Annotated in this window: 30 protein-coding genes and 2 tRNA genes; 29 read left to right on the forward strand and 3 right to left on the reverse strand. The window is 43.2% G+C overall.

Annotated features, from left to right (window positions below):
- Window positions 1–10 precede the first annotated feature (10 nt).
- From gtfA to rsmA, 15 genes are all read left to right on the forward strand, one after another.
- On the forward strand, window positions 11–1525 hold the full coding sequence (gene gtfA, locus QM830_RS08055; protein WP_414326398.1) for an accessory Sec system glycosyltransferase GtfA: 1515 nt from the start codon (window positions 11–13) through the stop codon (window positions 1523–1525).
- Window positions 1509–2864, forward strand: coding sequence for an accessory Sec system glycosylation chaperone GtfB (gtfB, locus tag QM830_RS08060; protein ID WP_414326400.1), 1356 nt, complete (start codon window positions 1509–1511; stop codon window positions 2862–2864). The genes gtfA and gtfB overlap by 17 nt, the downstream gene beginning before the upstream one ends.
- On the forward strand, window positions 2857–3048 hold the full coding sequence (gene asp4 / locus QM830_RS08065) for an accessory Sec system protein Asp4 (RefSeq protein WP_037613955.1): 192 nt from the start codon (window positions 2857–2859) through the stop codon (window positions 3046–3048). The genes gtfB and asp4 overlap by 8 nt, the downstream gene beginning before the upstream one ends.
- Before the next feature lies 1 nt (window position 3049).
- Entirely contained in the window at window positions 3050–3274 is a 225-nt protein-coding gene (asp5, locus tag QM830_RS08070) for an accessory Sec system protein Asp5 (RefSeq protein WP_009731765.1), read from the forward strand.
- 108 nt (window positions 3275–3382) lie between these two features.
- Window positions 3383–4276 (forward strand): TDT family transporter, encoded by an 894-nt coding sequence (locus tag QM830_RS08075; protein WP_414326403.1) that lies wholly within the window; start codon window positions 3383–3385, stop codon window positions 4274–4276.
- Window positions 4277–4359: 83 nt separating this feature from the next.
- The gene (locus QM830_RS08080) at window positions 4360–5037 is read left to right on the forward strand and encodes a lysostaphin resistance A-like protein (RefSeq protein WP_414326405.1); all 678 of its coding nucleotides are present in this window, start codon (window positions 4360–4362) and stop codon (window positions 5035–5037) included.
- Window positions 5038–5115: 78 nt separating this feature from the next.
- Window positions 5116–5457 (forward strand): ribonuclease P protein component, encoded by a 342-nt coding sequence (gene rnpA, locus QM830_RS08085; protein WP_414326406.1) that lies wholly within the window; start codon window positions 5116–5118, stop codon window positions 5455–5457.
- A gap of 1 nt (window position 5458) precedes the next feature.
- Entirely contained in the window at window positions 5459–6274 is an 816-nt protein-coding gene (locus QM830_RS08090) for a YidC/Oxa1 family membrane protein insertase (RefSeq protein ID WP_414326408.1), read from the forward strand.
- A 15-nt stretch (window positions 6275–6289) separates the two neighbouring features.
- Entirely contained in the window at window positions 6290–7237 is a 948-nt protein-coding gene (jag, locus tag QM830_RS08095) for an RNA-binding cell elongation regulator Jag/EloR (protein ID WP_009731760.1), read from the forward strand.
- A 76-nt stretch (window positions 7238–7313) separates the two neighbouring features.
- On the forward strand, window positions 7314–7943 hold the full coding sequence (locus QM830_RS08100; RefSeq protein ID WP_414326410.1) for an HI_0552 family protein: 630 nt from the start codon (window positions 7314–7316) through the stop codon (window positions 7941–7943).
- A gap of 147 nt (window positions 7944–8090) precedes the next feature.
- Window positions 8091–8225, forward strand: a complete 135-nt coding sequence (gene rpmH / locus QM830_RS08105) for a 50S ribosomal protein L34 (protein ID WP_003003086.1) — start codon at window positions 8091–8093, stop codon at window positions 8223–8225.
- 125 nt (window positions 8226–8350) lie between these two features.
- Window positions 8351–9121 carry a TatD family hydrolase gene (locus QM830_RS08110; RefSeq protein ID WP_414326412.1) on the forward strand — a complete coding sequence of 257 codons (771 nt, stop codon included), beginning with the start codon at window positions 8351–8353 and terminating at the stop codon, window positions 9119–9121.
- Window positions 9093–9677, forward strand: coding sequence for a ribonuclease M5 (gene rnmV / locus QM830_RS08115; RefSeq protein WP_414326524.1), 585 nt, complete (start codon window positions 9093–9095; stop codon window positions 9675–9677). Before QM830_RS08110 ends, rnmV begins: the two co-directional genes overlap by 29 nt.
- Window positions 9678–9697: 20 nt before the next feature.
- A complete protein-coding gene (locus QM830_RS08120) occupies window positions 9698–10324 on the forward strand; it encodes a DUF2185 domain-containing protein (RefSeq protein ID WP_414326414.1) in 627 nt (208 codons plus the stop codon).
- Between the two features lie 63 nt (window positions 10325–10387).
- Window positions 10388–11263, forward strand: a complete 876-nt coding sequence (rsmA, locus tag QM830_RS08125; RefSeq protein WP_414326415.1) for a 16S rRNA (adenine(1518)-N(6)/adenine(1519)-N(6))-dimethyltransferase RsmA — start codon at window positions 10388–10390, stop codon at window positions 11261–11263.
- Window positions 11264–11709: 446 nt separating this feature from the next.
- Here the strand turns inward: rsmA and QM830_RS08130 are convergent.
- Window positions 11710–11798: transfer RNA gene (locus QM830_RS08130), tRNA-Ser, on the reverse strand.
- A gap of 4 nt (window positions 11799–11802) precedes the next feature.
- Window positions 11803–11885: transfer RNA gene (locus tag QM830_RS08135), tRNA-Leu, on the reverse strand.
- Window positions 11886–12083: 198 nt separating this feature from the next.
- Here QM830_RS08135 and rsgA point away from each other — a divergent pair.
- From rsgA to gap, 11 genes are all read left to right on the forward strand, one after another.
- Window positions 12084–12962, forward strand: a complete 879-nt coding sequence (gene rsgA / locus QM830_RS08140; RefSeq protein ID WP_414326417.1) for a ribosome small subunit-dependent GTPase A — start codon at window positions 12084–12086, stop codon at window positions 12960–12962.
- Window positions 12963–12976: 14 nt separating this feature from the next.
- Entirely contained in the window at window positions 12977–13636 is a 660-nt protein-coding gene (rpe, locus tag QM830_RS08145) for a ribulose-phosphate 3-epimerase (protein WP_155170280.1), read from the forward strand.
- The gene (locus tag QM830_RS08150; protein ID WP_414326419.1) at window positions 13629–14261 is read left to right on the forward strand and encodes a thiamine diphosphokinase; all 633 of its coding nucleotides are present in this window, start codon (window positions 13629–13631) and stop codon (window positions 14259–14261) included. The genes rpe and QM830_RS08150 overlap by 8 nt, the downstream gene beginning before the upstream one ends.
- A 1-nt stretch (window position 14262) precedes the next feature.
- Complete coding sequence (locus tag QM830_RS08155) at window positions 14263–15513, forward strand: DNA recombination protein RmuC (RefSeq protein WP_049523441.1); 1251 nt, start codon at window positions 14263–14265, stop codon at window positions 15511–15513.
- On the forward strand, window positions 15500–16447 hold the full coding sequence (locus QM830_RS08160; protein WP_414326421.1) for a 3'-5' exoribonuclease YhaM family protein: 948 nt from the start codon (window positions 15500–15502) through the stop codon (window positions 16445–16447). Before QM830_RS08155 ends, QM830_RS08160 begins: the two co-directional genes overlap by 14 nt.
- Window positions 16448–16579: 132 nt before the next feature.
- Window positions 16580–17395 (forward strand): pur operon repressor, encoded by an 816-nt coding sequence (gene purR, locus QM830_RS08165; protein ID WP_037613949.1) that lies wholly within the window; start codon window positions 16580–16582, stop codon window positions 17393–17395.
- Window positions 17396–17418: 23 nt separating this feature from the next.
- Complete coding sequence (locus QM830_RS08170) at window positions 17419–17997, forward strand: hypothetical protein (protein WP_414326422.1); 579 nt, start codon at window positions 17419–17421, stop codon at window positions 17995–17997.
- A 205-nt stretch (window positions 17998–18202) separates the two neighbouring features.
- Window positions 18203–18616: a 30S ribosomal protein S12 gene (gene rpsL / locus QM830_RS08175; protein ID WP_001142332.1), complete on the forward strand. Its 414-nt coding sequence runs from the start codon at window positions 18203–18205 to the stop codon at window positions 18614–18616.
- A gap of 19 nt (window positions 18617–18635) precedes the next feature.
- Window positions 18636–19106, forward strand: a complete 471-nt coding sequence (gene rpsG / locus QM830_RS08180; protein ID WP_003003105.1) for a 30S ribosomal protein S7 — start codon at window positions 18636–18638, stop codon at window positions 19104–19106.
- Between the two features lie 267 nt (window positions 19107–19373).
- Window positions 19374–21455 carry an elongation factor G gene (gene fusA / locus QM830_RS08185; RefSeq protein ID WP_414326430.1) on the forward strand — a complete coding sequence of 694 codons (2082 nt, stop codon included), beginning with the start codon at window positions 19374–19376 and terminating at the stop codon, window positions 21453–21455.
- Window positions 21456–21742: 287 nt separating this feature from the next.
- Window positions 21743–22753, forward strand: coding sequence for a type I glyceraldehyde-3-phosphate dehydrogenase (gene gap, locus QM830_RS08190; RefSeq protein ID WP_009731746.1), 1011 nt, complete (start codon window positions 21743–21745; stop codon window positions 22751–22753).
- A 531-nt stretch (window positions 22754–23284) separates the two neighbouring features.
- On the opposite strand, the gene QM830_RS08195 is transcribed toward gap, so the two are convergent.
- Window positions 23285–23674 carry a hypothetical protein gene (locus tag QM830_RS08195; RefSeq protein ID WP_414326432.1) on the reverse strand — a complete coding sequence of 130 codons (390 nt, stop codon included), beginning with the start codon at window positions 23672–23674 and terminating at the stop codon, window positions 23285–23287.
- 216 nt (window positions 23675–23890) lie between these two features.
- On the opposite strand from QM830_RS08195, the gene QM830_RS08200 reads away from it, so the two are divergent.
- The 3 genes from QM830_RS08200 to QM830_RS08210 all read left to right on the forward strand — a co-directional run bounded on the left by QM830_RS08200 (window position 23891) and on the right by QM830_RS08210 (window position 26619).
- Complete coding sequence (locus QM830_RS08200) at window positions 23891–25090, forward strand: phosphoglycerate kinase (RefSeq protein WP_006151517.1); 1200 nt, start codon at window positions 23891–23893, stop codon at window positions 25088–25090.
- Between the two features lie 568 nt (window positions 25091–25658).
- Window positions 25659–26192: an FUSC family protein gene (locus QM830_RS08205; protein ID WP_009731743.1), complete on the forward strand. Its 534-nt coding sequence runs from the start codon at window positions 25659–25661 to the stop codon at window positions 26190–26192.
- A 67-nt stretch (window positions 26193–26259) separates the two neighbouring features.
- A complete protein-coding gene (locus tag QM830_RS08210; protein WP_414326433.1) occupies window positions 26260–26619 on the forward strand; it encodes a MerR family transcriptional regulator in 360 nt (119 codons plus the stop codon).
- The last annotated feature ends 6 nt before the right edge of the window (window positions 26620–26625 follow it).

The following is a 26625-nucleotide window of genomic DNA, read 5'->3' on the forward strand; positions in this document are numbered from 1 at the left end:
AGAGGACATTATGACAGTATACAATATCAACCTTGGAATCGGTTGGGCCAGTAGTGGTGTTGAGTACGCCCAAGCCTACCGGGCCCAGTTGTTACGCAATATCCATCAACCAGCTAAATTTGTTTTTATGGATATGATTCTAGCCGATAATATCCAGCATTTGACAGAAAATATCGGTTTTAAAAATGATGAAATCATCTGGCTCTACAGCCATTTTACAGATATTAAGATTGCACCAACCACCTATACCATTGATCAGGTCTTAGCAGGATTTGCCGGGAAACCGACTCGTGAAGAAGTCGACGGCAAGATCAAGCGCTTCTTTTATGAGGACCAGGACAATTTTTTGACCTGCTACTTGCGGTCTGAAAACAGTCCCTATGTCGAACGCTGCGAGTATGTGTCTAGAGGAATCTTGGTGAGAAAGGATTATTTCTCCTATACCCGCTATTGTACAGAGTATTTCATTCCTAAGAACAACCAAGCTAACTTGATTGAGCGCCGTTTTTACAACGAAGACGGGACGGTTGCCTACAGCATGCAGATGGCAGATGGCCGAGAGGTTTATCGTTTCCTAGATCGCTATCTGGTTGGTCGCCAAGAATTGATCCGCTACTTCATGCAAACTCTTCAATTGACCAAACAAGATCTGGTGATTTTGGATCGGGAAACCAACATCGGTCAGCCTATCTTTGAAGAAGCGCAAAAGGCCCGCCTGGGTGTGGTCGTCCATGCAGAGCACTTCAGTGCCAATAATGTCGACGATCAGTATATCCTGTGGAACAACTACTACGAGTACCAATTTACCAATGCAGACAAGGTGGACTTCTTTATTGTTGCGACCGACCGTCAAAAAGAAATCTTGGCTGAGCAGTTTGCCAAATACACCAACCATCAGCCGGCTATCTATACCATTCCAGTTGGAAGCCTTGCAAGCTTGCCACAAAACGAAAACCGCACCCCATTTTCTATGATCACAGCCTCTCGTTTGGCGACTGAAAAGCATATTGACTGGTTGGTGCGAGCAGTGGTTCGTGCCAAAAAAGAATTGCCAGAGCTGTCCTTTGACATCTATGGAAAAGGTGGAGAGGAAGGCAAGCTGCGTTCTCTAATTGATGAATTGGGGGCGGCAGACTATATCCATCTCAAAGGGCATGCCAATCTCGAGGAAATTTATAAGAATTATGAGGTTTACCTGTCAGCATCGACCAGTGAAGGCTTTGGGTTGACCTTGATGGAGGCGATTGGTTCTGGACTTCCGATTATCGGTTTTGATGTTCCTTATGGCAACCAAACCTTTGTCACAGAAGGGAAAAATGGCTATCTCATTCCACCATCAGCAGACCAAGTAGTAGACCATATCGCTTCTGCCTTTGCGGAAAAAATCATCCAGCTATACAAAAAAGATGATCTAGCCAGCATGCGTCAAGCATCTTATGCGCGTGCAGAGGACTTTTTGACCAGCCGAGTAGAAGAAGCTTGGGCACAATTGATAGAAGAGGTGACACATGCTGAACGTATTTGATAGCTATTCTCGTGAAAGCCAAGACTTGCTCCACTCCATGAAAGAGTCTGGCTTTGACCATCCGACAGTTGTTTTGGAGCCAAATGGTTTCTTGCCCGATGGTGTTGAGTCTCCATTCATCTATTTCTTAGGCCAACCAAAAGGGGAGAAGCGCGGACGCTACTTTAATGAAGTACCAGTGCCTGATTTCTGGGAAGTTTCTGGGGATAACAGTTCGGGAAAAGTGACCTACTATGGTCAGGAAAAGGCTCGGATTACTTACCATACAGCTTCTTATAAACGCATCGTTGAGCGCCTGGAGTGGTTGGATGATAAGGGGCAAGTGGTCATGATCGAGCGCTATGACCAATACGGTCATAAGATTGCCGTGACAACCTGTGGCGATCAAGGCCAGCAATTGGTAACCACTTATTTTGAAGGGGATATCGAGCGCTTGACAGAGAATCACCAAACAGGGGATTTGATCTTGACCTTGGACCATCAACCTATGCGAATTTTCAAGAATCGCTTAGAATATTTTGTCTTTTATCTAGAGCATCGTGGTTTTGATTTGGATGGATTGGTCTACAATACCCTTGCCACCTCCTTTAGCATTAGTCTTCAGTTGGGCAATAAAGGGATCAAAGGGCGCGACGTCTTGGTATGGCAAGAACCTCTTCATGATAGTCTTCCAGGCAACATGCAGTTGATTCTAAATAGCCCAGAAATCCGGACCAAGAAGATCTTGATTCCACAAAATGTAACCTACCATCGCGCATTGCAGTTGACCTCACAAGACCAGCACGCCTACTTTGCTCCTCTTGGCTACCTGTATGACTTCAAGGTGAAAGATGATATCCGCAAAGATGCCTTTGTCTTGACTAACTCGGATCAGATCGAAGCCTTGACCTACCTAGTAGAAAACTTGCCGAATGTGACCTTCCGTGTAGCGGCTTTGACAGAGATGTCTGCGAGTCTCTTGTCCATGGTCCGCTATCCAAATGTGGTCTTGTATCAAAACATCAGCCAAGAACGGATCAAAGAATTGCTCAAGGTTTCTAGTATTTATCTAGATATCAATCACTATGCAGAAGTGCAAGGAATTGTCCGCAAGGCCTTTGAACACCAGCAAGTTATTCTTGCCTTTAGTCACACTCTGCATGATCGCCACTTCCTAGCGCAAGCTAATATCTTTGACCAAGGAAAAGAAGCAGATATGGTAGCCCGTATCAAGGAAATCTACCAATCAGTTGATAGCTATCGAGAAGCAGTGGCACAACAAATTGCCCAATCAAGTAGCATCGAGCCAGCTGATTTCAAAGCTCGCTTGGAAGAAGGGATAGGTGGACACAGTGAGTGATCGTAAGAAAGATTTATTTTACAAAGAAGTAGAAGGCCGGATGGAGTCTCTTAAACGCCGTCCAGCCGAGAAAGAAAAGACGACGCGTTCTGAAAAAATCAATGTCATCTTTAATGTGGTCATTGGTTTGGTCATTTTGCTGGGAGTTATTTTTACCCTCTTGAGAGTGTTGGGAGGATCCTAATATGGAAATGGTATTTGCGATTGTCGTCGCGTTCCTATCGTTGGCGCTAGTAGTCCTCATTACGCTGCAACCGCGTCAACAACAGTCCTTGTCAACAGATGCAACCAGTAACTTAGGAAAACCAAGCTATTGGCGCTCCCACCGAGGACTTAAGTTAGCGACCCTGGTTGTTAGTATCGTCTTTCTCTTATCCTTGTTTCTTTATATGATGGTCGTACAGGCCTAGTTTCTAATAGAATGGATAAAAGAAGTTGGTATTCTCCAACTTCTTTTTTTATCATGCATCCCTCTCTTTTATGGTATACTGAAAGCGACAAAATGATGGGAGATCAATATGAAAAAGATTCCTTTAGTATTTTCAGGTTGTCTGTTAGGTTTGGGTGGTGCTGGAAACCTTCTTGCAGACTCGCTACCCCTTCTGGGTCATGCCTTCAGTCTAACAGGTTTATTGCTCTGGTTTTTCTTTTTAGTTTATCATGTGATTCGCTGGCAAGAAAGCAAGATAGAACTCCAACAAGCCACTCTTTTATCTGGGATGGCCACTTTTCCCATGGCCGGGATGATTTTATCGACCTATCTTTTTCGTCTCTTTCCTAGCTTTACAGGTCTATCTCAGTTGGTATGGTGGTTCGCTTTCCTTTTGGATCTGTGTCTGATTCTCTATTTTACTAAGACCCATGTCATGGCGCGACCAAGGGCCAAAGCTACTCCGAGTTGGACGGTTCTCTATGTGGGTATTGCAGTGGCTGCCTTGACCTATCCGGTGGTAGGAGTGATGGAGCTAGCCTATCTTACCCTGGGGTTTGGCTTTATTTTGACCTTGTGTCTGTACCCGCTTATCTATCAGGATTTGAAAAGCAATCCCTTACCGAGCCACTTATTGGGACAAGAAGGTATCTATTGTGCTCCCTTTTCTCTTCTTTTAGCAGCCCTGGTTCGTGTGGGTGGAGCAAGCCTTCCTACCTGGCTCTTACTGATCATGGTGGTTGCCTCGCAAGGGTTTTATTTCTTTGTTTTGACGCGCCTGCCAAGAATGATCAAAGAAGGTTTTCAACCCGCTTTTTCAGCTCTTACCTTTCCAACCGTTATCACAGCGACCTCTCTGAAAATGGCTCAAGGTCTGCTACAGATTCCTTTTTTGACAGGTCTTGTATGGATGGAAACTCTTCTATGTCTCTTGATTTTAGTCGCTGTATTGGGGGGATATGTGGTTTATCTTAGAGACTAGGACGGCATCCTTTTTCGTTGAAACCTTGTTATGATTATGGTAAGATGCACTATACGATCTGTCATGCTCTAGGAAAGGTATCTATGAAATTTATTAAAGAAAAGCTCTCTCTGCTTTACCCCCTCTTTCTCCTCTTGTTTTATTTTTATATCCGGCCCCAATTTCGTCCCTTGGCCCAATATGTCTCTAATAGCTTAGCGAGCGCAAATAGTTATTATTGGACCTTATTTGGCTTGGAGACCATCTATGCAGTCTTTACAGGATTTTTGGTCTACCGTTTTTCCAAGAAGTCCAAGTTTTCATGGGGGAAGAACTCGCTTCAATCCTTGCTGGAAGCTATCTTTGCGGCTTGTTTGGTCTATTGGTTGGACTACTTTATCAGTGGTTTTGTTCAGGGGCGTGCAGCCGTTTTGAGTCTCTTTCCTCGAGAAATCAGCCCGACAGGGGTGGTCATCCTAGTGGTTGCGATGGTCGTTATCCGGCCTGTGACAGAAGAGCTGATCTTTCGTGGGGCCTTGGTAAATGCCTATTTTAAAGGTTGGCCCATCTATGCAGAGATTTGGCTCCCTGCCCTCATATACAGTGGGCTACATTTTGTCCATCATCCTTTTTCGCTAGGAGCTTTTATGATTTATCTCTTACCGAGTTTGATTTTTGGGACTCTTTATTATCGGAGCAAGGCGCTTCTTTCTCCGCTTTTAGGCCATATCTTGCTCAATTTCTATTATACCTTGCCATTGCTTTTATCCGTATTCCAGTAGCAACCGATTTCCTAAGGGAGATTGGTTTTTTTTGAAAATGTGGTATAATAGAATAAATTTAATAGAGGGAGTGGAGGTTTGAAAAAAAGCTACCGCGTCAAACGTGACAAAGATTTTAATGCTATTTTTAAAAGTGGTCAAAATGTTGCCAATCGGAAATTCGTTATTTACCGCCTGCGCAAAGACCAACCGCATTTTCGAGTCGGCCTGTCTGTTAGTAAGAAACTGGGAAATGCTGTGACCAGAAATCGCATCAAACGTTTGATTCGCCATGTTTTGATCAAACACCAAGCCTGCCTTACGACCGATGATTTTGTCGTCATTGCTCGTAAAGGAGTGGAGGAGCTCGACTTCCATCAAGTAGAGAAAAATCTCGTACATGTCTTAAAATTAGCGCATGTCTACCAAGAAAGGGAATAATGTGAAAAAGAAACTGAAGTTAACTGGATTATTAGGAGCGGCCTTATTGGTCTTGACAGCTTGTGGGACGTCTCAAGTGACAGCCGAATCGACAGGTGGTTGGGAACGCTTCGTCTACTTCTTTGCAGAAGCCATCCGCTTCTTGTCGTTTGGTGGCAGTATCGGTGTTGGGATTATTGTCTTTACCATTGTCATCCGGACGGTCCTCTTGCCTCTCTTCCAGTATCAAATGAATTCAACCCGCAAGATGCAAGAAATTCAACCCTTACTCAAGGAATTGCAAGCCAAGTATCCTGGCAAGGATCTAGATAGTCGGACCAAGCTTTCTGAAGAGATGCGGGCCCTTTACAAGGAAAAAGGTGTCAAAACATCTTCAGCCTTCCTTCCTCTCTTGATCCAGATGCCGGTCTTGATGGCCCTATTCCAAGCGCTGAGCCGTGTGGAATTCCTTAAAGTCGGTCGCTTCCTTTGGTTGGACCTTGGAGCGATTGACCCGACTTATATCTTGCCTCTTCTTGCTGCCCTCTTCACATTTTTCAGCAGTTGGTTGACCAATAAAGCCCTGCCAGAGCGTAACGGGAGTGCGACAACCATGATGTATGTGATGCCTGTGATGATTTTCTTCTTCGCCTTGTTCTCAGCCAGCGGGGTTGCTCTATACTGGGTGACTTCAAATGCTTACCAAGTCGGACAAACCTATCTCTTGAACAACCCATTCAAGATTATCGCAGAGCGTGAAGCAAAAGAGCAAGCTACTCGAGAAATGGAAAAACAAAAACGTCGTGCCTTAAAGAAAGCACAGAAAAAAAGAAAATAAGAAAGAGGTGGACATATGGTCCTATATACCGGTGCAACTGTAGAAGAAGCTATCCAAAATGGCTTGAACGAATTAGATATTCCCCGTATGAAGGCACATATTACGGTTGTGGCTCGTGAGAAGAAAGGTTTTCTTGGCTTATTTGGTAAAAAACCAGCCCAAGTAGAGATTGAACCGATTGCAGAAACAACAGTTGTCAAAGCCAATCAACAAGCTGTAAAGGGTGTACCAGAAGAAATTAACGCGCAGAACGAACCGGTTAAGACCGTAAGTGAAGCAACAGTTGATTTAGGACGTGTCGTTGCAGCGATCAAAAAGGTCGAAGAAGAAGGAGAAGTTGTCTCTGAAGAAATCAAGACAGAAATCCTCAAACATGACAAAGAAGCAGACACCGTTCTGGAAGAAAAAGGGCATGAACATATTCTTGAGAAGGTTAAAGAACCAGTCGCAAAAGAAGCAAACGAGTCTGATTTCTCAAATCTTGGTATTGAAGTAGAAGAAAACTACGACATCGAAGAAGTTGTCACAGATGTAACTGCTTATGTTCAAACTGTTGTTGATGAGATGGATGTCGATGCAACGCTTTCAAGTAGCCATAACCGTCGTACGGTCAATATGCAGATCGATACCAATGAGCCAGGGCGCGTGATTGGTTACCATGGTAAAGTCTTGAAAGCTCTTCAACTCTTGGCACAAAACTATCTCTATAACCGCTACTCAAAGAATTTTTACATTACCATTAATGTCAATGACTATGTAGAGCATCGTGCAGAAGTTCTCCAAAGCTATGCTCAGAAGTTAGCAACACGGGCCCTCGAGGATGGCCAAGCCCAACAGACCGATCCAATGTCCAATAGTGAACGTAAAATCATTCACCGAATTGTCTCCAAGATGGAAGGGGTCACTAGCTATTCTGAAGGGGAAGAACCAAACCGCTATGTAGTTGTGGACATCGAAGGATAATCTAGCTATTATTGCCCATGAGAGAGGGACGGGATAGAACCGCTCTCTCTTTTTGTTAGGAGTAGAAAGGAAACAGATGGCATTTGCAGCGATTCGAGAGTTTTTAAAGCTTCAAGGAATCAAATACCAGTCACCAGCGAAGGCAGGAGTGTTAGCCCAAGAGATGGAACAGTACCGCGCAATGGGACAGGCGGCTCGTAAGGAATTTACGGATTTAGTCTCAGCCTTTCAAAAACGGTATTCTTACTTAGAGCAGGAGCGAACCAGCCAGTGGATGAACCAGGCCCAGGTCCTAAGGCCTCATTTTTGGGCCTATTTAAAAGGAGAAGGGACTCTGGCAGAGCCCATGTATGCCTTGAGGCTCTATGGAGATGCAGCTGATTTTGGTGTTTCCTTAGAGGTGAGCTTTATCGAGAGGAAAAAAGATGATCAGAGCCTTCCAAAGCAACTCAAGGTTCTCACCCTTCCTATTTCTCAGCCAGTCTATTATCTGGCTCAAGAAAATGGAGAGAGTCGAAGGATCGAAGGAACAGAAAAGAATCGCCACTCTCTTCTCCAAGCAGTAGCAGATGGGGCGGTTCGTAAGGTCCTCGTCAAATACGACATTCCCCTACTTGAGGCAGGCTCTCTCGAAGATGTCTTGGCTCAATTCCAGAACGCCATGACAGCGCTAGAACCCTATTATCTAGCGACGCGTCAAGGATAGGAAGGTCTTGTCTAGCCTATATTTGCAACATTTTTGCCATAGCTATTGACAAATAGAGTCGAATCAGATAGAATAGTAAAGTATGTTTAGTAACTGATCACAACTAGCCGGCTAAACGAATACAAAATCTATGAGGAGGTATTCATCGTGAAACGTACTTATCAACCAAGTAAACTTCGTCGTGCGCGCAAACATGGTTTCCGTCACCGTATGGCAACTAAAAATGGCCGTCGCGTATTGGCAGCTCGTCGTCGTAAAGGACGCAAAGTTTTGGCTGCGTAATTCAGATAAAAAGCTAAAAACCAGTAGAAACTCGAGACTACTGGTTTTTGTTTTGTCCGAAAGTGAATTTAGAGGCGCTTTCTGCTATAATAGAAAGAAGAAAAAATCGGAAGAAAAGGAAGATCATGCAGATTTTTGATACCCACACCCATCTCAATGTGGAAGAATTCGCAGGAAAAGAACAAGAAGAACTCGACTTAGCCAAGGAAATGGGGGTTGTAGCTCACAATATCGTTGGTTTTGACAAACCGACCATTGAGCGAGCATTAGAATTGGCAGACCAGTACCCAGAACTCTATCTGACGCTTGGGTGGCATCCCACTGAGGCGGCCGATTATAGTCCTGAGGTAGAGGCCTATCTACTGGAACAGTTGAAACATCCAAAAGTCGTTGCTCTAGGAGAAATTGGTCTGGACTACCACTGGATGACGGCACCAAAAGACATTCAAGAAAAGGTTTTCCGTCGTCAGATTCAGCTGTCTAAGGAACTGGACTTACCTTTTGTGGTTCACACCCGTGATGCACTAGAAGACACTTATGCCATTATCAAGAGTGAAGGAGTGGGTCCACGCGGTGGGATCATGCATTCTTTCTCAGGGACTTTGGAGGACGCTAAAGGCTTCATGGATCTGGGAATGATGATCTCTTTTTCGGGAGTGGTAACCTTTAAAAAAGCGACAGACACTCAGGAGGCAGCCAAAGAGTTACCTTTGGACAAAATCTTGGTCGAAACAGATGCTCCTTATTTAGCTCCAGTTCCTAAGCGAGGCCGAGAAAATAAAACAGCCTACACCCGTTATGTCGTAGACTTTATTGCAGAGCTTCGTGGAATGACTAGTGAAGAAGTAGCTCAAGCTACCTATGCCAATGCGAGAAAGGTATTTGGCCTTGACTGAGAAAAGAATAATACCCGAAGTGATTGTCGTGGAGGGCAAGGACGACACAGCTAATCTCCGTCGGTTTTATGAAGTAGATACTTATGAAACCCGAGGCTCTGCGATCGATCAAGATGATCTCGAACGAATTGCTATCTTGCAAGAGTTGCGTGGAGTCATTGTCTTCACGGATCCAGACTACAATGGGGAGCGCATTCGTAAGGTCATCATGCAAGAAATTCCACAAGCCAAGCATGCCTTTTTAAATCGTGGTGAAGCAGTACCCAAATCCAAAACCAAGGGCCGTTCCTTGGGAGTAGAGCATGCTAGCTTTGAAGACTTAGAAAAGGCCCTATCTGGACTAGTGGGCTCCTATGAAGATGAGCATTTCTTTGATATTACCAAGTCGGACTTGATGCGGCTCGGTCTGCTGATGGGCAGTGACAGTCGCAAACGACGGGAATATCTAGGAGAAGCCTTGCGTATCGGCTACTGCAATGGCAAGCAATTGCTCAAACGCTTGGAGTTGTTTGGGATTTGTTTGGCCCAAGTTGAAGAAACGATGGCTAGTTATTAAAAAAGAGATAGAGGTAGAAGATGGGATTGTTCGACCTGTTTACAGATAAGAAAAAAGTGATAGGCTTTTCGTTAGAGAATGTTCAAGTGGAGCACCAAAAGAACCCGCGACATTTTTTGATTCCGAGCCAAGAAGAAATCAACCAATTGAAGCTTGGGGACCAGGTTCGCCTCATCTTTGTGCTAGATACAGTCTTGGAGAATGGGTGTCGAGCAGAGCGTATGTGGGTCGAACTCACTGCAATCCACGATGGGAAGTTCAAAGGACGTTTAACCAATCAACCCGCTTATATTACCTCCATCCAGCTTGGAGATGAGCTGGATTTTGCACGGGAACATATTGCAAGCCTGATGGTTCCTCCGCTGAATCTTGATACACAAAAAGGAGCCATGATTACCAAGGATTGCTTCCTGAGACGTGAGATTAATTGGGCCATTCACGATGCCCCTCATCATCCACAAGATAGTGGTTGGCAATTCTTTACAGGCTTTGAGTCCCAGGAAGACTTGGATGATCCATCTAAGATCACTATTATCAGTCTTGAAGACGCCTTGGAAATGGAGCCCTTGTTGGAAACCATCTTAGATAAGAACGGGGAGGCTTATGTTTATCAAGCGGAGCAGAATGCCTTTGTGGAAGACTGTTAGATTAGCCTGCGGAGAAAAAAGAGAGAGTATATCTCACACTAAACGGATTAGAAAAGAGAAAAAATGAGAATTGCAGATTATAGTGTGACCAAGGCAGTCCTTGAACGCCATGGCTTCACCTTTAAAAAATCCTTCGGTCAGAATTTTTTGACTGACACTAATATCCTTCAAAAGATTGTCGATACTGCTGAGATTGATAAGCAAGTCAATGTCATCGAAATCGGTCCCGGAATTGGTGCTTTGACAGAATTTTTGGCAGAAAATGCCGCAGAAGTCATGGCCTTTGAGATTGATGACCGCTTGGTTCCCATCTTAGCGGATACCTTGCGGGATTTTGACAATGTAACAGTCGTCAACCAAGACATCCTCAAGGTAGACCTCAACCAGTATATCGCGGAATTTAAAAATCCAGAGCTTCCGATTAAGGTAGTGGCTAACCTTCCTTATTACATCACGACTCCCATCCTCATGCACTTGATCGAGTCTAAAATTCCTTTCCAAGAATTTGTGGTTATGATGCAAAAAGAGGTGGCAGACCGCATCTCAGCCGAACCTAATACCAAGGCTTACGGGTCTTTATCCATTGCAGTCCAATACTATATGACGGCTAAGGTAGCCTTTATTGTACCACGAACCGTCTTTGTGCCAGCACCAAACGTCGACTCTGCAATCCTCAAGATGGTGCGTCGCGAAGAACCAGCAGTAACCGTCAAGGATGAAGATTTCTTCTTCTCTGTCAGCAAGGCCAGCTTTGTCCACCGTCGCAAGACTCTTTGGAACAATTTGACCAGTCGCTTTGGCAAGACTGAAGAAATCAAAGCCAAACTGGAAGCAGGAATCCAAGCAGCTGACTTGAAACCATCTGTACGAGGAGAAGCTCTTAGCTTAGAAGACTTCGCCCGCTTGTCAGACGGACTTCTTGATGCAGGGATAAAATAATAGAAAAAACATAGGTTCGTAATCTTCTTTCTCAGTCCTAAGTGTGTTATGAAGTACTATATTTTTATGTGTTTTCGAATGATATCGGGTATAAATTGAGACTTTCCGCTGTGAGAAAAGAGCCTAAATAAAAGGTAGTTTAGGCTCTCGGAATTTTTGAGACTTAAGGCTCAAAAATTAGTTATGGAACTTCGGAGAAGTTCGCTAACGCCCGTACTCACCTAAGGAAAGTCTCAAAGAAGTTTTATAAGTAATAAGAGGCTGGGACAAAAGTCCTAGCCTCTCAACTATTTTTGGATTGTTGAGCAAGACGCAGTGGTTGAGTGGGCTCTACTACGCTGATTTCATCAGCTTTTACAGCCCTACTCAACTGTGCGGAGGTGGGACGACGAAATCGAATTCTAACGAATTACCGATTTCTGTCCCACTCTCTTATTTGTATCGTAAGGAAAGGACGGGATTTGAACCCGCGCGTGAAGAAAATCCACTTGCCGGATTTCGAGTCCGGTGCCGTACCAAGCTGGGCCACCTTTCCAAGATGCGGAGAAAGGGATTTGAACCCTCACGCCCGAAGGGGCACATGCGCCTGAAGCATGCGTGTCTGCCGTTCCACCACCTCCGCATAGTTCTATTATACACTTTTTAGGAAAAATACCAAAGAAAAAAAGGAATCACATTAAAGTCCCTAACAGGAAAACCATAAACAATATGAGACTACAACCTGTTACGGGAAATGCTGGCAGATTTTCTTATCAAGCAATCCAGCCTTATTTCTCATTTTTTGGTATAATAGATAGTATTAATCTCAAAGGAGTGCGATTTGCAAGGAACAATCGTCAAGGCCTTGGCTGGCTTCTACTATGTAGAGTCAGACGGTCACATTTACCAGACACGGGCTCGTGGAAATTTTAGGAAAAAAGGACAGACTCCTTATGTGGGGGATCAGGTGGAGTTTTCAGCTGAAGAGAATTCAGAAGGATACATCTTGAGCATTGCGCCTCGAAAAAATAGCCTCGTGCGTCCTCCGATTGTCAATATTGATCAGGCAGTAGTCATCATGTCAGCTAAGGAGCCGGATTTCAACGCCAATCTTTTAGACCGTTTCCTGGTCCTTTTGGAGCATAAGGGAATTCATCCCATTGTCTATATTTCCAAACTAGACTTGCTAGAAAATCTGGAGCCTATTCACTATTACCAAGGAATCTACCAGGCTATTGGCTATGACTTTGTCTTGTCGATTGAGGAACTCTTGCCACTTTTGACAGATAAAACCACTGTCTTTATGGGACAGACCGGTGTCGGAAAATCAACCTTGCTCAATAAAATCGCTCCGGATTTAGAACTTGAAACGGGTGAAATCTCAGATAGTTTAGGCCGCGGTCGACATACAACCCGAGCTGTCAGCTTTTACTATCTAAATGGTGGCAAGATTGCAGACACCCCTGGTTTTTCATCCCTTGATTATGAAGTGACAACCAGTGAAGATTTAAATCAAGCCTTTCCAGAGATTTCAGATGTGAGCCACTCTTGTAAGTTTCGTACCTGTACTCATACGCATGAGCCTGCTTGTGCAGTGAAACCAGCTGTTGAAGCAGCAGAGATTGCGACTTTTCGTTTTGAAAATTACTTGCAATTTCTAAGTGAGATTGAAAACCGTCGCGAAACCTACAAAAAGGTTTCTAAAAAAATGCCAAAATAGGAGACAATAGAAGAATGAAAACAATGAAAATAGCACCCTCAATTTTGAGTGCAGATTATGCCAATTTTGAAAGTGAGTTGAAACGCTTAGAAGCAGCTGGAGCTGACTATGCTCATATCGATGTCATGGATGGTCATTTTGTGCCAAATATCAGCTTTGGGGCTGGAGTCGTAGAGAGTATGCGTCCGCATAGCAAGTTGGTCTTTGATTGCCACTTGATGGTGACCAATCCCGAACACCACATTGAAGAATTTGCCCGTGCAGGTGCGGATATCATCAGCATTCATGTGGAAGCGACTCCTCATATCCACGGAGCTCTTCAAAAAATTCGTCAAGCCGGTGTGAAAGCTAGTGTTGTGATTAATCCAGGAACTCCTGTAGACAGTATCAAACACGTCTTGAACTTGGTGGATCAAGTCTTGGTCATGACCGTTAATCCAGGATTCGGTGGCCAAGCCTTTCTTCCAGAAACAATGGACAAGGTGCGCGAATTAGCAGCTCTTCGTGAAGAGAAAGGCTTAGACTTTGATATCGAAGTCGATGGCGGAATTGATGGCCAAAGTATTTCCCAAGCAAAAGAAGCCGGGGCTAATGTTTTTGTAGCGGGCTCTTATGTCTTTAATGGCGATGTCAATGAGCGTGTGCAAACGCTCCGAGATGCCATCAATGGTTAATATAGGAGTATTGGCGGGTGGAGATTCCTCTCTCTTGCCAAAAAATCAAGATATTTACCTCGGTGTTGACGGGGGCTGTTTGAAGCTACTGGAACAAGGTTTGTCTTTAGATATAGCTGTAGGGGATTTCGATTCCGTCTCTGAGGTTGATTTGCGTAAGATCCAGGCCCAAGCCAAGCAAGTTGTTCAATCCGTCCCTGAAAAGAACGATACGGATTTGGAATTGGCCTTGAAAACAGTCTTTGAAGACTATCCAGATGCTGCAGTCACAGTTTACGGTGCTTTTGGTGGTCGCTTGGATCACTTCTTGTCTAATATCTTTTTGCCGACCGATCCAGACCTAGCTCCCTATATGGAGCAGATTCAATTAGTCGATGAGCAAAATCGCTTAGTTTTCAGACCAGCGGGCTCTCATGAGATCCAGCCAGATCCAACCATGACCTATGTTGGTTTTATGCCTGTTGGAGAAGGTCGTTTAGAGATCACAGGGGCCAAGTATCCGCTCCATTCAGAAAATTATTTTCTAAAGGCTATGTATGGTTCCAATGAGTTTTTGGATCAAGCAATTCAAGTGAGTCTTGATCGGGGCTATCTTGTCATTGTTTATAGTAAAGACAGAGGTTAATATGAATATCATTTTGCTTCTGATTGGCCTGCTTAATCTGGGACTTCTCATCTATCTCTTGCAACGGTCAGATGACACAAGACCGGCTTTACGAGAGATGCTGGAAGACCACGAGGATCATTTGACAGACCAGTTGGACTATCGTTTTGAAAAAGAAAGACAGGCGACTCAGATTGCCAACCAGCAGTTAGAGATCGCTCTGACAGATCGCTTGACCGAGATGCGGGTGGAGATCCACCAGCAAACGACAGCCCTGCGCGCTGAGATGAACGAGCACTTTACCAAAAATCGGGACAAGACAGATGAGCGCATGCGCCAGATTCAAGAGTCTAACGAAGTGCGGCTAGAGCAGATGCGCCAAACGGTTGAAGAAAAATTGGAGAAAACCTTGCAGCACCGTTTGCAGACCTCCTTTGAGACCGTATCGAAACAGTTGGAATCGGTCAACAAAGGGCTGGGGGAAATGCAGTCAGTTGCACGGGATGTTGGAACCCTCAATAAAGTTCTCTCTAACACCAAGACTCGTGGAATCATGGGCGAATTGCAACTGGGCCAAATCATTGAAGATATCTTGACGCCAACCCAGTATGAGCGGGAATTTATCACAGTTCCTCAGTCCAGTGAGCGCGTGGAATATGCCATCAAGCTTCCGGGACAAGGAGAGGAGCCAGTCTATCTACCGATTGACTCTAAGTTCCCATTGGAAGACTACTATCGTCTGGAAGAGGCGTATGAATCAGGGCAAAAAGAGGAGATCGAGCGTTACCGCAAGGCTCTTTTGGCTAGTATCAAGCGTTTTGCCAAAGATATCCAACAAAAATACCTCTTTCCACCAGCGACGACCAATTTTGGGATTCTCTTTTTACCGACTGAAGGACTCTACTCAGAGGTGGTTCGAAATCCTGAATTTTTCGATCGTTTGCGTCGGGAAGAACAAATTTTAGTGGCTGGTCCAAGCACCCTATCCGCCCTTTTGAACTCCTTGTCTGTTGGCTTTAAGACGCTTAATATTCAAAAGAGTGCAGATGATATCAGTAAAGTACTGGGATCTGTCAAATCAGAATTCCATAAATTTGGAGGTGTTCTAGCCAAGACCCAACGGCATTTAAAGAATGCTTCCAATAATATTGATGATTTACTAACCAGACGGACCAGTGCCATCGAGCGGACGCTCCGCCAAATCGAAAGTGATGAGGACCTGCTGGGACTAGATATATACATAGAAGATGGAGAAGATGATGGTCAAAATTAGCCAAATGAAAAAAGATGAGCTGTTTGAAGGATTCTATTTGATCAAGTCAGCAGAAGTGCGTCAGACGCGCGCCGGTAAGAATTACTTAGCCTTCGTCTTTCAGGACGAGACCGGCACGATTGAAGGAAAACTGTGGGATGCTCAGCCCCATAATGTGGAGAGCTTCACAGCAGGTCGTGTGGTCCACATGTCTGGGCGCAGAGAAGTCTACAATAATACTCCGCAGGTCAATCAATTGAACATGCGATTGCCACAAGCAGGAGAACCCAACAATCCTGCAGACTTCAAGGAAAAACCACCAGTAGATCCTAAGGAATTGCATGAATACCTGTCAAACATGATTTTCAAAATTGAAAATCCAGTCTGGCAACGGATTGTCCGTGCCCTCTATGGAAAATATGAGAAAGAGTTTTACAGCTACCCAGCTGCCAAGACCAACCACCATGCCTTTGAAGCAGGTCTTGCTTTTCATACAGCGACCATGGTCCGCTTGGCAGATAGTATCGGCGATATCTATCCTCAGTTGAATAAGAGCTTGCTCTTTGCGGGGATTATGTTGCACGACTTGGCTAAAGTGATCGAGTTAACGGGCCCTGAAAATACAGAATACACTGTTCGGGGCAATCTCATTGGTCACATTGCGCTGATCGATGAAGAAATCACCAAAGTCTTGCAAGACTTGAAGATTGATGACCAAAAAGAAGAAGTGATTGTCCTTCGCCATGTGATCTTGAGTCACCATGGCTTGCTCGAATACGGTAGCCCTGTTCGCCCCAAGATCATGGAAGCAGAGATTATTCATATGATCGATAATTTGGATGCAGAAATGATGATGATGACGACAGCTCTTGGCTTAATTGGACCTGGCGAGATGACCAATAAAATCTTCGCTATGGAAAACCGATCTTTCTATAAACCGAATATCGATCAGTAAAAATAGAGATAAATACGGAAACTATTCCAAAAAAAAGAAAAAAATTAGGGAAAAACGGCCTTCTGTAAATCAGAATGTTCGTTTTTTTCGCTTCTTATGGTATAATGGTAGAAAAAACTACATGGTGAGAAAATGAAATTAAGAAGAAGTGAACGGATGGTCGTAATTTCTAATTACTTGATCAATCATCCTTATGAATTAACGAGTCTCAATACTTTTGCGGAAAAGTACGAGTCGGCTAAATCCTCTATCTCAGAAGATATCGTGATTATCAAACGGGCTTTTGAAGAGATGGAGATCGGAAATATTGAAACCATTACAGGAGCTGGAGGAGGAGTTGTCTTTACACCGTCTATCTCCGATGAGGAATCTAAAGAAATCGTTGAAGATTTATGTAAACAGCTGTCTGAAAGTGATCGTATTCTTCCAGGTGGTTACATTTATTTATCCGATCTATTGAGCAATCCAAAGATTTTAAATAGCATCGGTCGCATCATTGCCAAAGCCTTCCGTAATAAGAAGATCGATGCTGTTATGACTGTTGCGACTAAAGGGGTTCCCCTAGCCAATGCAGTTGCAAATGTCTTGAATGTTCCATTTGTTATTGTTCGTCGTGACTTGAAAATCACAGAAGGATCAACCGTCAGTGTCAACTATGTATCAGGTTCCAGTGGAGATCGTATTGAAAAAATGTTCCTTTCAAAACGTAGCCTAAAAGCAGGAAGTCGGGTCTTGATTGTTGATGACTTCCTAAAAGGTGGTGGAACGATTAACGGAATGGTCAGCCTCTTGTCTGAATTTGATTCTGAATTAGCAGGAGTTGCAGTCTTTGCAGATAATGCTTCAACCGACCGTGAATTCTTTGAGCACAAATCCTTATTGCGCGTGACCAAGATCGATGTGAAAGAAAACAAATTAAACGTCGAAATTGGGAATATCTTTGATTAAGAAGAACAAAGGAGGATCAAAAAGTGAAAAGAATTTTAGATCGATTTGATAATAGCCCTTTGTGGATTCGCTTGGTGACAGTTCTGTCTCTATCCTTTATTTTAGTCGCTGGTTTGTATACAGTCAAAAAGAACACAGCAGCCCAAGTGACGACAGAGATCCAACCTGCTAAAAAAACAGGTTCCCTTCCAGTGAAAAAAGAAACAAAGGAAGAAAAGGAAAAGAAGGAAGATAAGAAAAATATCGAAGCGGCAGAAAAAGCAGTCGTTCAAATGGAAACGGCTCCAAGTCAGGAGTCTGTAAATGCTGCCCAGACTGCTGTGAAGAAAGTAAAAGATGCGACTCAAAAGCAATCACTTGAGGCTCGTATCCAGTACATCGCGAACTATTATGGTCTTACCTATACAAGCGATGCAGCAACTACACAGCAAAATCAAACGGATGCTAATGCAAGTGCCAATGTGAATTCAAATGCGAACGCAAATGTCAATGCGAACGTAGAATCGGGTGTAAGCAATGCGACAGTTCCAATACAACCACAACCACAGTATGCACCAGTTGCAGATGCTGGGGTAGAAGAAGTAGTTGAAACAGGACAATAATCAACCTTCCTAACTTCTCGAAAAAATAAAAAAATATCTTGCAATCAAAGTGCCGTCATGTTATAATAATAGACGGTACTTTTTACTTTTGGTCTCTCAAGAGTGTACAGGGACGTGCTGACAAATGTTGCAAAAGTACACACAGATGGTAGCTGTCACCAAGTGTATCATCACCAAAAATAAAAAAAATCACAGGAGAATGTAGATGCCTACAATTAACCAATTGGTTCGCAAACCGCGTAAATCAAAAGTAGAAAAATCTAAATCACCAGCTTTGAACGTTGGTTACAACAGTCATAAAAAAGTTCAAACAAACGTTTCTTCACCACAAAAACGTGGTGTTGCAACTCGTGTTGGAACAATGACACCTAAAAAACCGAACTCTGCCCTTCGTAAATTCGCTCGTGTACGTTTGAGCAACTTGATCGAAGTTACTGCCTACATCCCAGGTATCGGACACAACTTGCAAGAACACAGCGTGGTTCTTCTTCGTGGTGGACGTGTAAAAGACCTTCCAGGGGTACGTTACCATATCGTCCGTGGTGCACTTGATACTGCAGGTGTTAACGATCGTAAACAAGGCCGTTCTAAATACGGTACGAAACGTCCAAAAGCATAAGGAAAGGGGATAAAGAGAAATGAGTCGTAAAAATAGAGCTCCAAAGCGCGATGTATTGCCAGATCCGCTTTACAATTCACAATTAGTTACTCGTCTTATCAACCGCGTTATGCTTGATGGTAAACGTGGTACAGCTGCTTCAATCGTTTACGGAGCTTTCGAACAAATTAAAGAAGCTACTGGAAACGATGCTCTTGAAGTATTTGAAACAGCAATGGAAAACATCATGCCTGTACTTGAAGTACGTGCTCGCCGTGTCGGTGGTTCTAACTACCAAGTCCCAGTTGAAGTTCGTCCAGAACGTCGTACAACACTTGGACTTCGTTGGTTGGTAACCATCGCTCGTCAACGTGGTGAACACACAATGGTTGATCGTCTTGCAAAAGAAATCTTGGATGCTGCAAACAACACTGGTGCAGCAGTTAAGAAACGTGAAGACACTCACCGTATGGCTGAAGCTAACCGTGCCTTCGCACACTTCCGTTGGTAAGATTAAGATACTAAGGGCGTTAAAAAAGCGACTGAAAATTAGGAAGCTTGACGCAGAATCAAAGATTCTAGGAAAGCTTATCTATTTTCCGAGCTTATAGCCCGGGTTCAATTTAGCTCGGTCAGCTCTTAGCTTCTATTCAACTCACCAACGAGTTGAAACCAACAAATCATGAAAACAATGAGAACGGGTAGGTCCTGCCTATCCGTTTTTGTTAAATCATGTTATAATAGTATAGAAATAAAAAATATAGGAGAACAAAACCTCATGGCACGCGAATTTTCACTTGAAAAAACTCGTAATATCGGTATCATGGCTCACGTCGATGCTGGTAAAACAACTACAACTGAGCGTATCCTTTACTACACTGGTAAGATTCATAAAATCGGTGAAACTCACGAAGGTGCGTCACAAATGGACTGGATGGAGCAAGAGCAAGAACGTGGGATCACGATCACATCTGCTGCGACAACAGCTCAATGGAAAGACACTCGTGTAAACATCATCGACACACCAGGACACGTGGACTTCACTATCGAAGTACAACGTTCACTCCGTGTTTTGGACGGTGCTGTAACCGTTCTTGACTCACAATCAGGTGTTGAGCCTCAAACAGAAACAGTTTGGCGTCAAGCAACTGAATACGGAGTTCCTCGTATCGTATTCGCCAACAAGATGGATAAAATCGGTGCTGACTTCCTTTACTCAGTAAGCACTCTTCATGACCGTCTTCAAGCAAATGCTCACCCAATTCAATTGCCAATCGGTTCAGAAGATGACTTCCGTGGAATCATCGACTTGATCAAGATGAAAGCTGAAATCTACACCAACGACCTTGGTACTGATATTCTTGAAGAAGATATCCCAGCTGAATACCTTGACCAAGCTCAAGAATACCGTGAAAAATTGATCGAAGCAGTTGCTGAAACTGATGAAGATTTGATGATGAAATACCTTGAAGGTGAAGAAATCACAAATGAAGAATTGAAAGCTGGTATCCGTAAAGCAACTATCAACGTTGAATTCTTCCCAGTATTGTGTGGTTCAGCCTTCAAGAACAAAGGGGTTCAATTGATGTTGGATGCAGTCCTTGACTACCTTCCAAGCCCACTTGATATTCCAGCGATTAAAGGTATCGACCCAGATACAGACGAACAAGTGGAACGTCCAGCATCTGACGAAGAGCCATTTGCAGCGCTTGCCTTCAAGATCATGACAGACCCATTCGTAGGTCGTTTGACATTCTTCCGTGTTTACTCAGGTGTCTTGAACTCAGGTTCTTACGTATTGAACACTACAAAAGGTAAACGTGAACGTATCGGACGTATCCTTCAAATGCACGCCAACACTCGTATGGAAATCGAAACAGTTTACTCTGGAGATATCGCTGCAGCTGTTGGTTTGAAAGATACTACAACTGGTGACTCATTGACTGATGAGAAAGCAAAAGTTATCCTTGAGTCAATCGAAGTTCCAGAACCAGTTATCCAATTGATGGTTGAGCCTAAATCTAAAGCAGACCAAGATAAGATGGGTATTGCCCTTCAAAAATTGGCTGAAGAAGATCCAACATTCCGCGTTGAAACAAACCCTGAAACTGGTGAAACAGTTATCTCTGGTATGGGTGAGTTGCACTTGGATGTCCTTGTTGACCGTATGAAACGTGAATTCAAGGTTGAAGCAAACGTTGGTGCTCCTCAAGTATCTTACCGTGAAACATTCCGCGCTTCTACACAAGCACGTGGATTCTTCAAACGTCAATCTGGTGGTAAAGGTCAGTTTGGTGATGTTTGGATCGAATTTACTCCAAACGAAGAAGGTAAAGGATTCGAGTTCGAAAATGCTATCGTCGGTGGTGTGGTTCCACGTGAATTCATCCCTGCAGTAGAAAAAGGACTTCAAGAATCTATGGCAAACGGTGTCCTTGCTGGCTACCCAATGGTTGACGTGAAAGCGAAGCTTTATGATGGTTCATACCACGATGTCGACTCATCTGAAACTGCCTTCAAGATCGCTGCATCTCTTGCTCTTAAAGAAGCAGCTAAATCAGCACAACCAGCTATCCTTGAACCAATGATGCTTGTAACCATCACAGTTCCTGAAGAAAACCTTGGGGATGTTATGGGTCACGTAACTGCTCGTCGTGGACGTGTTGACGGTATGGAAGCACACGGTGCAAGCCAAATCGTTCGTGCTTATGTACCACTTGCTGAAATGTTCGGTTACGCTACTGTCCTTCGTTCTGCAACTCAAGGACGTGGTACTTTCATGATGGTATTTGACCACTACGAAGATGTACCGAAATCAGTACAAGAAGAAATCATTAAAAAAGCTAAAGGTGAAGCATAATTCATCTAAACTCAAAAGCTCCTCCCAGTTAGGGAAGGGCTTTTGTTTTTTTAAAAGATTAAATTAGGTTTGAGGGTGAAAATAAGATTTTTTCTATGACCGAGAACTTTGTGAAAAACTTTAATAAAATAGGATCTACTCTGCGATAAATCGTGCTTTTCTTGGGGAAATAGTTGCTTTTTAATGCAATAAAGTATATAATAGAGACTGTTAAAAGATGTTTGGCGCTGTGTCAAGTTACTTTTTTCACAAAAAATTTTTTGATTTTCATAAGGAGGAAATCACGAATGGTAGTTAAAGTTGGTATTAACGGTTTCGGTCGTATCGGTCGTCTTGCTTTCCGTCGTATCCAAAACGTAGAAGGTGTTGAGGTTACTCGCATCAACGACCTTACAGATCCAGTTATGCTTGCACACTTGTTGAAATATGACACAACTCAAGGTCGTTTCGACGGTACTGTGGAAGTTAAAGAAGGTGGATTCGAAGTTAACGGTAAATTCGTTAAAGTTTCTGCTGAACGTGATCCAGAACAAATCGACTGGGCTAACGACGGTGTAGAAATCGTTCTTGAAGCAACTGGTTTCTTTGCTAAGAAAGAAGCTGCTGAAAAACACTTGCATGCAGGTGGAGCTAAGAAAGTTGTTATTACTGCTCCTGGTGGAAATGACGTTAAAACAGTCGTATTCAACACTAACCACGATGTTCTTGATGGTACTGAAACAGTTATCTCAGGTGCTTCATGTACTACAAACTGCTTGGCACCAATGGCTAAAGCTCTTCAAGATAACTTCGGTGTTGTTGAAGGATTGATGACTACTATCCACGCTTACACTGGTGACCAAATGATCCTTGACGGACCACACCGTGGTGGTGACCTTCGTCGTGCACGCGCTGGTGCTGCTAACATCGTTCCTAACTCAACTGGTGCTGCTAAAGCAATCGGTTTGGTTATCCCTGAATTGAACGGTAAATTGGACGGATCTGCACAACGCGTTCCAACTCCAACTGGTTCAGTTACTGAATTGGTAGCTGTTCTTGAAAAGAACGTTACTGTTGATGAAGTAAATGCAGCTATGAAAGCAGCAGCTAACGAATCATACGGCTACACTGAAGATCCAATCGTATCTTCAGATATCGTAGGTATGTCTTACGGTTCATTGTTTGACGCAACTCAAACTAAAGTTCTTGACGTTGACGGTAAACAATTGGTTAAAGTTGTTTCATGGTATGACAACGAAATGTCTTACACTGCACAACTTGTTCGTACTCTTGAATACTTCGCAAAAATTGCTAAATAATTCATGTGTATGAAGAGAGGAGGGTTCCCTCCTCTTTTTTTCTTTTTTTAGTTATGGCATAAGACTAGATGAATTGAAAGTGAGGAATCGATTAGATTTTCGTATTCTTGCTTAGAGCTTTTCAATACAGATGAAGGAAATGTGCTTCTACAGAGCGGATCCTACTCTACTGAAGGTGGGAGTTTCAAAACTAGTTCCAACAAAGACAAGTATAGAGCATGTTCCTAAAAGGTGAGAAGGGATTCTTCTAACAAGGAGGTTCCTGGATAGAAAGAAGTATACTCTAGTGATGATCCTTTGGATGGACTGACTAAAATATTAAGACCTCTCCTGTACTTGTCAAGAGAGGTTTGATTTTGTTTAAACAATCTTAAAAGGCATTCCAAAGGAAGAAAAAGATCAGAATACAGCCCCAAGCATTTTCTGTACGTCTATGAACTTGGAGCATTCCATAAATTAGAATGAACACAGTCGCTTCTTGAAGGAGTGACAAGGAGTCAAGGCCGATCATCCCGTGGACGAGCAAGCAGATCAAGGTGCAAACAAAGGCTCCAAGATTCCACATCCCCGAGGATAGCGGAGGTTGATCTTTTGGGCAATTAAGACATAATAAAAGCCTTCCCAGAATCCCCATATAAGAGAAATGAAGAGATAACCTAAGAAATTGATGGGGAAGGGACTGGCTAAGACTTCTTTAGTTAGGAGGATGGATTGAAAAGGAAGATAGGAGTGTACCTGGCCTGAAGCCATGAGAAAAATAAGAAGAGGTAAGGCAATCAGGGCTGTTTGAAGGAGTGTTGGGAAGATTTCTTTTCCGACTAATCCATATTTCTGTATACCTTCCTGACGATAGATCAGGATGACGCTAGCTCCCAAGCCCGCTATAGAAAATTGACAAAGTGCGAGAACGAATAAGCGCATCCAGAGAGAATGGTCTGGGTTTCGACTGAAGCTGATGATCGGCTCCTTTTGTTGACTAGATCATTCTTGTTTCAACTTGATCTCCTTTTTTAAATCTATTATGGATTCTCTGGACTGGACTGTCAATTAGAGGGGAAAAGCATTGGGTTTTTCTACCTCTTTTACATCTTTTGTGATATAATTATCATGTATAAAAAATAGAAGGAGTCATATCCAATGGCAAAATTGACTGTTAAAGACGTTGACTTGAAAGGGAAAAAAGTTCTCGTTCGTGTTGACTTCAACGTACCTGTAAAAGATGGCGTGATTACTAACGACAACCGTATCACTGCAGCTCTTCCAACTATCAAGTACATCCTTGAACAAGGTGGACGTGCAATTCTTTTCTCTCACCTTGGACGTGTGAAAGAAGAAGCAGATAAAGAAGGTAAATCACTTGCTCCTGTAGCTGCTGACTTGGCTGCTAAATTGGGTCAAGAAGTTACATTCCTTCCAGGTGTTACTCGTGGTGCTGAATTGGAAGCAGCGATTAACGCTCTTGAAGATGGACAAGTTCTCTTGGTTGAAAACACTCGTTATGAAGATGTTGATGGCAAGAAAGAATCTAAAAACGATCCTGAACTTGGTAAATACTGGGCATCACTTGGAGATGGTATCTTCGTAAACGATGCATTCGGTACAGCTCACCGTGCGCACGCTTCAAACGTTGGTATCTCAGCAAACGTTGAAAAAGCAGTTGCTGGATTCCTTCTTGAAAACGAAATTGCTTACATCCAAGAAGCAGTTGAAGCTCCAGAACGTCCATTCGTGGCTATCCTTGGTGGTTCAAAAGTTTCAGACAAGATCGGTGTGATTGAAAACTTGCTTGAAAAAGCTGATAAAGTTCTTATCGGTGGTGGGATGACTTACACATTCTACAAAGCACAAGGGATCGAAATCGGTAACTCACTTGTAGAAGAAGATAAATTGGATGTGGCTAAAGCTCTTCTTGAAAAAGCAAACGGCAAATTGATCTTGCCAGTTGACTCAAAAGAAGCGAACGCATTTGCTGACTACACTGAAGTGAAAGACACTGAAGGTGAAGCAGTAGACCCAGGATTCCTTGGTTTGGATATCGGTCCTAAATCTATCGCTAAATTTGACGAAGCTTTGACTGGTGCTAAAACAGTTGTATGGAATGGACCAATGGGTGTATTTGAAAACCCTGACTTCCAAGCTGGTACAATCGGTGTGATGGACGCTATCGTGAAACAACCAGGTGTTAAATCAATCATCGGTGGTGGTGACTCAGCTGCCGCAGCGATCAACCTTGGACGTGCAGACAAGTTCTCATGGATTAGTACGGGCGGAGGCGCTTCAATGGAACTCCTTGAAGGTAAAGTATTGCCAGGTTTGGCTGCACTTACAGAAAAATAATTTCAGCCCGTTAGTCTCTACAAAATCCTGATTTTGTAGAAAAAGGAACAAAACTGAAACGTTAACAAAAAGGTGGCTCTGTCACCTTTTTGTGTTAGTGTAGGTATTTGTGACGCGGTGGTGGAGCTTCAATGGAACTTCTTGAAGGTAAAGTTCTTCCAGGACTTGCAGCCTTGACTGAAAAATAAGACGGTTCCTCATGAACCATAGAAGAAGCACCGAAAGGTGCTTTTTTTAGAATGTATACAAACTAATTTTTATATAAGATAAGTGATTCTGTATCGAAATAAAATGTGATTTCATTTTTGAAATTAATCAAGAAAATCCAGAAACTTTCCGCCGTGAGAAAAGTGCTTGAAACATTTGTTTCAAGGACTCGGGAGTTTTGAAACTTTAGGTTCAAAACTAAGTCATGGAACTTCTTCGAAGTCCGCTGACGTCCGTACTCACCTAAGGAAAGTTTTTAAGATGACTTTGTAGAGTAGAAGGAAGCTAGTCGATCTTCATTTCCCTGCTTGAACCTTTCTGGAAATATGTTAGAATAAAAGAGATAGAAAGATAGGGGACAATGGATTACTTTAAACGACATAAATTTGACCGTTCCAAATTTCGATTGGGAATGCGAACCTTCAAAACAGGGATAGCCGTTTTTCTGGTTCTATTGATTTTTGGGATCTTTGGCTGGCGGGGCTTGCAGATTGGGGCACTGACAGCTGTCTTTAGTTTGAGAGAAGATTTTGATAAGAGTGTTCACTTCGGAGCTTCGCGTGTCATGGGCAACAGCATCGGTGGTTTTTATGCTCTGCTGTTCTTTATGATTAAGATCCTCTTCCACAATGCTTTTTGGGTAACCCTGATTTTTGTGCCCATTGCGACCATGTTAACCATTATGACCAATGTCGCTATGAACAACAAAGCTGGAATCATCGGTGGTGTTTCAGCCATGTTGATTATTACTCTCTCGATTCCGACAGGAGAAACTTTCCTATATGTTTTTGCCCGCATCTTTGAAACCTTTATCGGAGTCTTCGTTGCGATTTTGGTTAATTCAGATGTGGATCGCATTCGTGACCTTCTTAAGAAGTACAAAAAACCTATGTGAGATTATGTAACATTTAATCTTGACATAGATTTTTTTTTCGATATAATAGAATAGAAAGAGGAATGGTATGAAGGAAAAGGAATTACGACGCTCGCTGGCAGTCTTTCCGATTGGAAGTGTTATGAAGCTGACCGACTTGACAGCTCGCCAGATTCGTTATTATGAAGATCAAGGGTTAATTTCTCCTGATCGAACGGAAGGCAATCGTCGCATGTATTCATTGGACAATATGGATCGCCTGTTGGAGATTAAAGATTATATCTCAGATGGCTTAAATATTGCGGATATCAAGAAGAGATATGCGGAAAAAGAGCAAGTGCAAAACAAGGTGGTTAGCCAAGAAGAGATTCGTAAGGCTCTTCATCGTGATATTGTTCAACAGAGTCGCTTCACATCTTCCCCATCGCCATATGGTCAATTTCGTTGATCATTT

It is taken from the genome of Streptococcus sp. OMI750 (assembly GCF_047463895.1).
Lineage (GTDB): Bacteria > Bacillota > Bacilli > Lactobacillales > Streptococcaceae > Streptococcus.